This is a genomic window from Kitasatospora sp. NPDC057512 (genome assembly GCF_042802135.1).
Classification (GTDB): Bacteria; Actinomycetota; Actinomycetes; order Streptomycetales; family Streptomycetaceae; genus Kitasatospora.
Map to the genome: position 1 here is coordinate 1 of NZ_JBHVET010000350.1, position 8,376 is coordinate 8,376.

Below are 8,376 nucleotides of genomic sequence, written 5' to 3' on the forward strand. Positions count from 1 at the left end.
GGGCCACCCCTCGTCCGTACCGGGCTACTTGATCTGCTTCATGCAGAGCACGTAGTCCAGGGCCGGGAAGCTCGGGTGCTTGCTGGTGTACCAGCTGTCCGACTTCGGCTGCTTCTCGCAGGACTTCTCGTCGGAGGTGGCGAGGTACTTGTAGACGATCTTGTACTGCGCCTTGGCGTCGGTGCAGGGCACCACGGTGATCTTCGGGTGGGTGTCGTTGGTCTGGTTGGTGCCGTTCGCGTTGTACAGGCAGTCGCCGACCCCGGCCGCGTCCACCTTGCTGTCCGAGTCGGTCGGGGTGCTGACCGGCGGGAGGGTGAGCGTCGGCGCCGGCAGCGTGAAGGTCGGCGAGGGGATGACCGGCGGCGTGTAGGTCGGCATCGGCAGCGGCGTGGGCGAGAAGGTCAGCAGGGTGGGCTTCGGCGTCGGGTCGGCGGCCGGGTCGGTCTTCCCGGGGCCGAGCACGCCGGTGGCGGCCAGGGTCACCGCGACCACCAGCGAGACCGGCACCAGCAGCATCGCGATGTGCGGGCGGCTGGTCAGCGGGACGCCCGGGTTCAGCTGCGGGCCGTGGCTGCCCGGGACGGGCGGCTGCAGCCGCTTGAACCTGCCGTTCGGGCCGAGGTTCAGCAGCAGCGTGATCGGGGTCAGCAGCCAGGACACCGGGCTCCACCAGCCCTGGACCAGCGTCCGGGCCGACATGTCGCGCACCGTCGCCGTTCCGCAGGTGCGGCAGAACGGGCCGGTCATCCGCAGCATCCGGTAGGCGATGACCAGGCCCTGGTGGCCGCGGACGGTGGCGTCGACCGCGGGGTAGCCGCCGCAGAACCGGCAGGTGGTCCCGTCCATCGGGGGCGGCGGCGGGTACCCGTAGCCGTAACCGCCCGGCGGGGGCTGGACGCCGTACGGCTGCTCGGGCGGCGGCGGGGCGCTCGGGTAGCCGTACCCGGGCGGGGGCGGCGGGGGCGGCGGCGGGGCGCCGTAGGAACCGCCCGAGGCGTACGGGTTGCCGTCGCCCGGTGGCGGGCCGTACGGCATCTGGGGCGGAGGCGGAACGGACAAGGGGTCCCCCGGGGAAGGAAGGGCGGAAGAGTTCAGGACTTCTTCACCGGCGGGACGCCGGTGGTGGCGGGCGCCAGCGGGCCGAGGCAGAGCACGTACCGCTTCTTGTTCCAGCGGCGGCCGCTCTTGCCCGAGACCGCGCTCGTGGTCTGCGGCGTCTGCTTGCAGCGGGTCACGTCCGTGGTGCCCTCGAACTTCGACAGCACCCGGTAATTCGCCTTGGTGTCAGTGCACTTGACGATCTCGACGTCTCGGGAGCCGCTGGCGTGCACACAGTCGCCGGCCTTGGCGCTGCTGACGCTCGGCCCGGCCACGAAGTAGCCCACCGCCAGCGCCACGCAGCCGCCGACCACCCCGACGATCCGCAGCTTGGAGCGGAGGCCGCGCTTGGCGGCCGGCGCGGGCGGCACCGGCGGCGCGGGCTGCGGGTAGCCGTACGGCCCGGGGGGCGGCTGCTGGCCGTACGGCCCGGGGGCCGGCTGTCCGTACGGCTGCTGCGCGTACGGCTGCTGCCCGTACGGCGGTTGGCCGTTCGGCTGCTGCCCGTAGGCGGGCGGCGGGCCGAAGCCGGGCGGGGGCGGCGGCGCGGGCTGTCCGTAGGCCGGCGGCGGCCCGTACGGCGCGGCCGGCGGGGGAACGGGCGCCCCGTACGGCGGTGCTGCGGGCCGACCCACCGGGGCCGGCGAGGGCGGCCCGTACGGATTGGGCGGTGTACTCATCAGTTCGTCCCCCGAAACAGAGTTCTGTCGTTACGACAGGTTCGAGTACCTTAGCGAGTCGGTCGGACGCCGTCGGCCCCGAGCCCCGAGGGTTCCCAGGAAGGCCTGGTCACCGGGGGAGGGGGCTCCGGCGGGCGGAGCGCAGGTAGAGGACCGCCGTCAGCGCGTATACCCCGGCGACCCCGAGCACCACCGCGACCGAGCGGCCGGACAGCGGCAGCACCCACGCCGTGACCAGGGCGGCGGCCACGAAGGCGACGTTGAACAGCACGTCGTAGATGGCGAAGACCCGGCCGCGGTACTCGTCCTCGACCGACTCCTGGACCGCCGTGTCGGCGCAGATCTTGGTGCCCTGGGTGACCACCCCGAGCAGCAGGGCGGCGAGCAGGCAGGGCACCAGGGTGAAACTCAGGCCCAGCGCCGGGACGAAGACCACCGGGGCGACCAGGCAGGCCGTCATCCACCCGGCCAGGCCCAGCCGGCGGGTGCACCAGGGGCTGACCAGCGCGGCGACGAAGAACCCGGCGGCGGACAGGCCGACCGCCTGGCCGAGGGTGACCAGCCCGGCCGCGCTGTCGGTCGGGTCGTTGAAGGTGTACCGGGCGAGCATCACCACGACCACGATCAGCACGCCGTAGCAGAACCGGGCCGCGGTGACGGCGGCCAGCGCGTGCACGGCGGGCCGGCAGTCCCGGACCAGGTGGCGCACCGCGGCGCCGAGTTCGACGGCGGCCCGGACCAGCGCCTGGCCGAGCCCCGGGCGGTCCCGGTGCTGCTCCGGGCCGAGCAGGTCGCGGTCCATCCGCCGGGCGGCCAGCGCGGCCGACAGGTAGAGCAGCGCGGCCACCGTGACCAGGGCGGCGTCGGCCCTCGGCCCGGGGGCCATCAGCTGGTGCAGCGCGAAGCCGATGCCCCCGCCGGAGGCGGCGGCGACCGTCCCCAGGGTGGGGGAGAGGGCGTTGGCGGTGACCAGCTGGTCCTGCTCCACCACCCGGGGCAGGGCGGCGGACAGGCCGGCCAGGATGAACCGGTTGAGCGCGGTGACCAGCAGGGCGGAGGCGAAGAACAGCCAGGTCGGGGCCTCCGCCAGCAGCAGTGCGCCGGTGCCCAGGCCCAGTCCGAAGCGGGCCAGGTTGCCGAAGTAGAGCACCTGGCGGCGGCGCCAGCGGTCCAGCAGCACGCCGGCGAACGGGCCGATCACCGAGAACGGCAGCAGCATCACGGCCAGCACCGAGGCGATGTCGGCGGGGGAGGACTGTTTCTCGGGGGAGAAGACCACGTACGCGGCGAGCGAGACCTGGAAGACGCCGTCCGAGAGCTGGGAGAGCACCCGGGCGGTCAGCAGCCGCCGGAAGTCGCGGCCCTTCATCAGGTCGAGGAGCGTGGCGCGGTGCGCGGACTGGTGGGTGCTGCCGTTCTCGGTGATCGCCACCCGCCCAGAGTGCCATGGAACCGGCCGCTGTTTCACGTGAAACATTGGCCGCGAGAACGTGAAGGGCCCGCGATCCGGAGATCACGGGCCCTTCCTGCGAGCCGGCGGCGGTCAGCCGCCCGACGCTCTACGCTCGGAGCTCAGCGCTCAGCGCTCAGTGCTCGACAATCGCGAACTTCGCTGCGCTCAGCGCTCGACCTCGCCGCGGATGAACTTCTCGACGTTCTCGCGGGCCTCGTCGTCGAAGTACTGCACCGGCGGGGACTTCATGAAGTACGAGGAGGCCGACAGGATCGGGCCGCCGATGCCGCGGTCCTTGGCGATCTTCGCGGCGCGCACGGCGTCGATGATGACACCGGCGGAGTTCGGGGAGTCCCAGACCTCGAGCTTGTACTCCAGGTTCAGCGGGACGTCGCCGAAGGCGCGACCCTCCAGGCGGACGTACGCCCACTTGCGGTCGTCCAGCCAGGCCACGTAGTCCGAGGGACCGATGTGGACGTTCTTGGCGCCCAGCTCGCGGTCGCGGATCTGCGAGGTGACGGCCTGGGTCTTGGAGATCTTCTTGGACTCCAGGCGCTCGCGCTCGAGCATGTTCTTGAAGTCCATGTTGCCGCCGACGTTCAGCTGCATGGTGCGCTCGAGGATGACACCGCGGTCCTCGAACAGCTTGGCCATCACGCGGTGCGTGATGGTCGCGCCGACCTGGGACTTGATGTCGTCACCGACGATCGGCACGCCGGCCTCGGTGAACTTGTCCGCCCACTCCTTGGTGCCCGCGATGAACACCGGCAGGGCGTTCACGAAGGCGACCTTGGCGTCGATGGCGCACTGGGCGTAGAACTTGGCCGCGTCCTCGGAACCGACGGGCAGGTAGCAGACGAGGACGTCGACCTGCTGGTCCTTGAGGACCTGGACGACGTCGACCGGCGCCTCGTCCGACTCCTCGATGGTCTCCAGGTAGTACTTGCCCAGGCCGTCGAGGGTGTGGCCGCGCTGGACGGTCACGCCGGTCGGCGGCACGTCGCAGATCTTGATGGTGTTGTTCTCGCTGTTGCCGATGGCGTCGGCCAGGTCGAAGCCGACCTTCTTGGCGTCGACGTCGAAGGCGGCGACGAACTCCACGTCGCGGACGTGGTAGTCACCGAACTGGACGTGCATCAGCCCGGGGACCCTGCCGGCCGGGTCGGCGTCCTTGTAGTACTCGACACCCTGCACCAGCGACGCGGCGCAGTTGCCCACGCCCACGATGGCTACGCGAACCGAACCCATTCCGGTTGCTCCCTGTGATCTCATGAGGACCGCCGGGGTAGGCGGAACTCGTCCTGCTTCTTCGATGACTGCGTGCACGGGCGCGAGGCGCCCATTCCTGCCGCGCGGCACAGGGCTGGCGCGGTGTCAGCGCTCCTGGGCGGAGCGCCCCGGGCGGTCGTACGGTGGCCCGGACGGGTCCGGGGACCCGGTCTCCTGGCCACGGCCGTCCGAAGTCTTGCGGGGTCCGGCGGCGGTGCCGCCGGCGTCGGGGCCGGTCCGGCCGGTGCGGTTGGACCGCTCGGTCTCGATCAGCTCGTTGAGCCAGCGGACCTCGCGCTCCACCGACTCCAGTCCGTGCCGCTGGAGTTCGACGGTGTAGTCGTCGAACCGCTCGCGGGCGCGGGCCAGCGAGTTGCGCATCCGCTCCAGCCGCTCCTCCAGCCGGCTGCGGCGCCCCTCCAGGACGCGCATCCGCACGGCCCGGTCGGTCTGGCCGAAGAAGGCGAAGTGCACGCCGAAGTGCTCGTCCTCCCAGGCGTCCGGGCCGGAGTCGGCGAGCAGCTCCTCGAAGCGCTGCTTCCCCTCGGCGGAGAGCCGGTAGACGATCTTGGACCGCTTGCCGTTGAGCGCGGTGGCCGGGACGTACTCGACGTCGGGGTTGTCCTCGACGAGGAAGCCCTGGGCGACCAGGCTCTTCAGGCAGGGGTAGAGCGTCCCGTAGGAGAGCGCCCGGAACGTCCCGAGCAGGATGTTCAGCCGCTTGCGCAGCTCGTAGCCGTGCATCGGGGCGTCGTGGAGCAGCCCGAGAACGGCGAACTCCAGCACTCCTGAGCGCCTGCCCACTGTCGCCGTCCTCCTCCCGCTCGGTGTCCGATCGGCCGCTGCATCCGGCGGTATACCGCTTCGATGTATCGGCTCGATATATCGAGAACAGTAAACCCGACCCCCGGAACGGGCAAGAGGGGCGCGCGTGAATGTGATCACAAGCCGACGCGCGGCTGGTGTTGGCAACGGGCTTGTAATGATCTGTTGCCGTTTTGCGGGCATTGGCAACTGATGTCCGATTAGTTGTATATCCGTGCTGCGTACGCTGTCGCGTGTGCACGAGGACCACCTCCGGGATCAGGGCGGTTGGCGGGCATCGGACGTGAACCCTGCCTTCAGGCTGGAAACGCCTGGCGAGGAGTGGCTGGAAGATGAGCGAGCGACGGCGAAGGACGCCCAACCCGGGCGGTGAGGGGCAGCAGCCCCCGGGAGGCGGTGGCCGTCAGGGCGAGGGGCCGGGGCCCGACGAGCTGCGCTCGGACGGCGCCGGCCGACGACGCCCATCGGGGGTCAGGGAGACCGCACAGCAGCCCCGGATGACCCGTGCGGAGATGCGCAAGGCCGCCCAGAAGAAGGGCGCCAAGGGGGGTGGCCGGCGTGGTGACGCCGCGGCAGCCTCCGCCGCCGCGGCCGCCGGCCCCGGCAAGAAGCGCTTCATCGACTACCCGCGGTTCGGCAAGACCGGCGTCCGGCGCTGGCTGCCGTCCTGGAAGCAGTGGCTGAGCGCCTTCGTGCTGGTCTTCGGCTGCTTCGTGGGCCTGGTGTTCTACCTGTACCAGACCACCGAGGTCCCCAAGCTGAACGATCTGGTGAAGGACCAGAACACGATCTACTACTGGGCCGACAACACGGAGATGACCCGCAAGGGGCAGACCAACCGTCAGATCGTCGAGCTCAAGGACATCAGTCCGCACCTCCAGGACGCCGTCATCGCCGCGGAGAACAAGAGCTTCAAGACCGACAGCGGCATCGACCCCAAGGGCATGCTCCGCGCGGTCTGGAACATGGCGAAGGGCGGTGAGACCCAGGGCGCCTCGACGATCACCCAGCAGTACGTGAAGAACGCCTACCTGAGCCAGGAGCAGACCCTCAGCCGCAAGGTGAGGGAGTTCTTCATCACGCTGAAGATCAATCAGGAGAAGGAGAAGCCCGAGATCCTCACGGGCTACCTGAACACCAGCTGGTTCGGCCGCGGTGCGAACGGTGCCCAGGCGGCCGCCCAGGCGTACTACGGGGTGGACGCCAAGGACCTCAACGTCTGTCAGAGCGCCATGCTGGCCGGTCTGCTCAAGGGTGCGGCGTACTACGACCCCACCAACCCGGCCAACAAGGAACGGGCCCAGGGCCGGTGGAACTGGATCCTGGACCAGATGGTGGACACCAAGGCCATCACCCCGGAGGAGCGCGCCAAGTGCACCGCGTTCCCGGACCCGATCGCGCAGAAGCCCAACTCCAACATGAACGGTGAGATCAGCTACCTGGTCGACACCGCCAACAAGTACGTGATGGCCACCGACAAGACGATCACCCAGCAGATGATCGACCGGGGCGGCCTGAAGATCTACACCACCTTCGAGAAGGACAAGGTCGACGCGCTGAAGACCGCCGTCGACGCCGTCAAGGCGGAGAACCTCAACCCGCAGAAGCGGCCGGACAACGACACCAACATCCAGTTCGGCTCCGCCAGCATCCGCCCCGGCGACGGCGCGATCGTCGCCCTCTACGGCGGCGACGGCGTGGAGAACGGCCACTTCGACAACAACGCCGACGCCACCGGCGTGCAGGTCGGCTCGACCTTCAAGCCCTTCGTGCTGGCCACCGCGATGCAGACCGGCGTGCAGACCGCGAAGGACGACAAGGGCAAGCCGAAGCGGATCAACGCCGACAGCCGCTACCTGGCCGACGACATGTCCGAGATCCGCAAGGCGGACGGCTCACTGGTGATCGGCGACGACGGCAAGCCCTACCGGCAGAAGAACGAGGACGCCGGCAAGCGCGGCTACGTCTCGCTGCGGCAGGCCATGCAGTACTCGTACAACGTGCCCTTCGTCCAGCTGAACCAGGACGTCGGCGGCCCGAACGTGGCCGACATCGCGGTGCAGATGGGCGTCAAGAAGGAGAGCCTCGCCGACCCGAAGACGGCGACCTTCCCGCTCGGCACCTCCACCATCAGCCCGATCCGGATGGCCACCGCCTACGGCACCCTGGCGGCCAGCGGCAAGGAGGCCGAGCCGTACTCGGTCACCAAGGTCGAGGTGAGCGGCGTGGAGCGGCCGGGCTTCGGCAAGAAGGAGCCCAAGGTCGCGCTGGAGCCGGCCGTCGCCGACAACGTCACCGACGTGCTGGTGAACGTGGCGGTGAACGGTACCGGTAAGAAGACGAAGGACCTGGGCCGCCCGGTGGCCGGGAAGACCGGTACCACCGACCAGAACAAGTCGGCCTGGTGGGTCGGCTACACCCCGCAGCTGGCGACCAGCGTCGCGATGTGGCGCGAGGACCCGACCAAGCACGAGCGGCAGTCGCTCAACGGCACCGGCGGTAAGGAGTCCATCCACGGTGGTGACATCCCGACCGATGTCTTCACCCGGTACATGAAGGCCGCACTGGCCAACGAGAAGAAGATGGACTTCCCGACCCCGCAGCCGGTCGGCACCGAGGTCGACTCCTCCGGCGCGCCGTCCACGGCCACCGCGACGACGACCCCGACCACGACCGACAGCCCGACGGCCCCGCCGGCCGCCCAGACGCAGGCGCCGCAGCCGCCCGTGCAGCCGCAGCCCACCCAGACCTGCGTGCCCGGCGTGGACTGCCCCGGCGACCAGCCGACCCCCTCGCACACCAAGAACCCGAACCCGGGCAACAGTTGCCTGCCGGTGATCGGCTGCCAGACGCAGCCGCCGGGACCGACGGACACCACGCCGCCGGGCGGCGGCAACGGTGGCGGTGGCGGACGCCCGACCGGCGGCGGCAAGCCGACGCCGAGCAACACCGGCGGTCTCCAGGGCGGCGGGGCGGCGGCCGGGCAGTAGCCCCGGCCGGGCGGAACCCGGAACCCGGAACCACGGCGGTGGCGGTCCTCCTCGGAGG

At 70.5% G+C, this 8,376-nt stretch carries 6 protein-coding genes; 1 reads left to right on the top strand and 5 read right to left on the bottom strand.

Features of this window, described 5'->3' with window-relative positions:
• Positions 1–24 precede the first annotated feature (24 nt).
• From ACFU6K_RS22300 to ACFU6K_RS22320, 5 genes are all read right to left on the bottom strand, one after another.
• On the bottom strand, positions 25–1,062 hold the full coding sequence (locus tag ACFU6K_RS22300; RefSeq protein WP_380665596.1) for a hypothetical protein: 1,038 nt from the start codon (positions 1,060–1,062) through the stop codon (positions 25–27).
• Positions 1,063–1,094: 32 nt separating this feature from the next.
• On the bottom strand, positions 1,095–1,781 hold the full coding sequence (locus ACFU6K_RS22305; RefSeq protein WP_380665598.1) for a hypothetical protein: 687 nt from the start codon (positions 1,779–1,781) through the stop codon (positions 1,095–1,097).
• A 109-nt stretch (positions 1,782–1,890) separates the two neighbouring features.
• Positions 1,891–3,213 (bottom strand): MFS transporter, encoded by a 1,323-nt coding sequence (locus tag ACFU6K_RS22310; protein WP_380665600.1) that lies wholly within the window; start codon positions 3,211–3,213, stop codon positions 1,891–1,893.
• A gap of 186 nt (positions 3,214–3,399) precedes the next feature.
• Entirely contained in the window at positions 3,400–4,482 is a 1,083-nt protein-coding gene (locus ACFU6K_RS22315) for an inositol-3-phosphate synthase (protein ID WP_359909486.1), read from the bottom strand.
• Positions 4,483–4,608: 126 nt separating this feature from the next.
• Positions 4,609–5,307: a helix-turn-helix transcriptional regulator gene (locus ACFU6K_RS22320; RefSeq protein ID WP_380665602.1), complete on the bottom strand. Its 699-nt coding sequence runs from the start codon at positions 5,305–5,307 to the stop codon at positions 4,609–4,611.
• Between the two features lie 518 nt (positions 5,308–5,825).
• Between ACFU6K_RS22320 and ACFU6K_RS22325 the strand changes: the two genes are divergently transcribed.
• Entirely contained in the window at positions 5,826–8,318 is a 2,493-nt protein-coding gene (locus tag ACFU6K_RS22325) for a transglycosylase domain-containing protein (RefSeq protein WP_380665604.1), read from the top strand.
• Positions 8,319–8,376 lie beyond the last annotated feature (58 nt).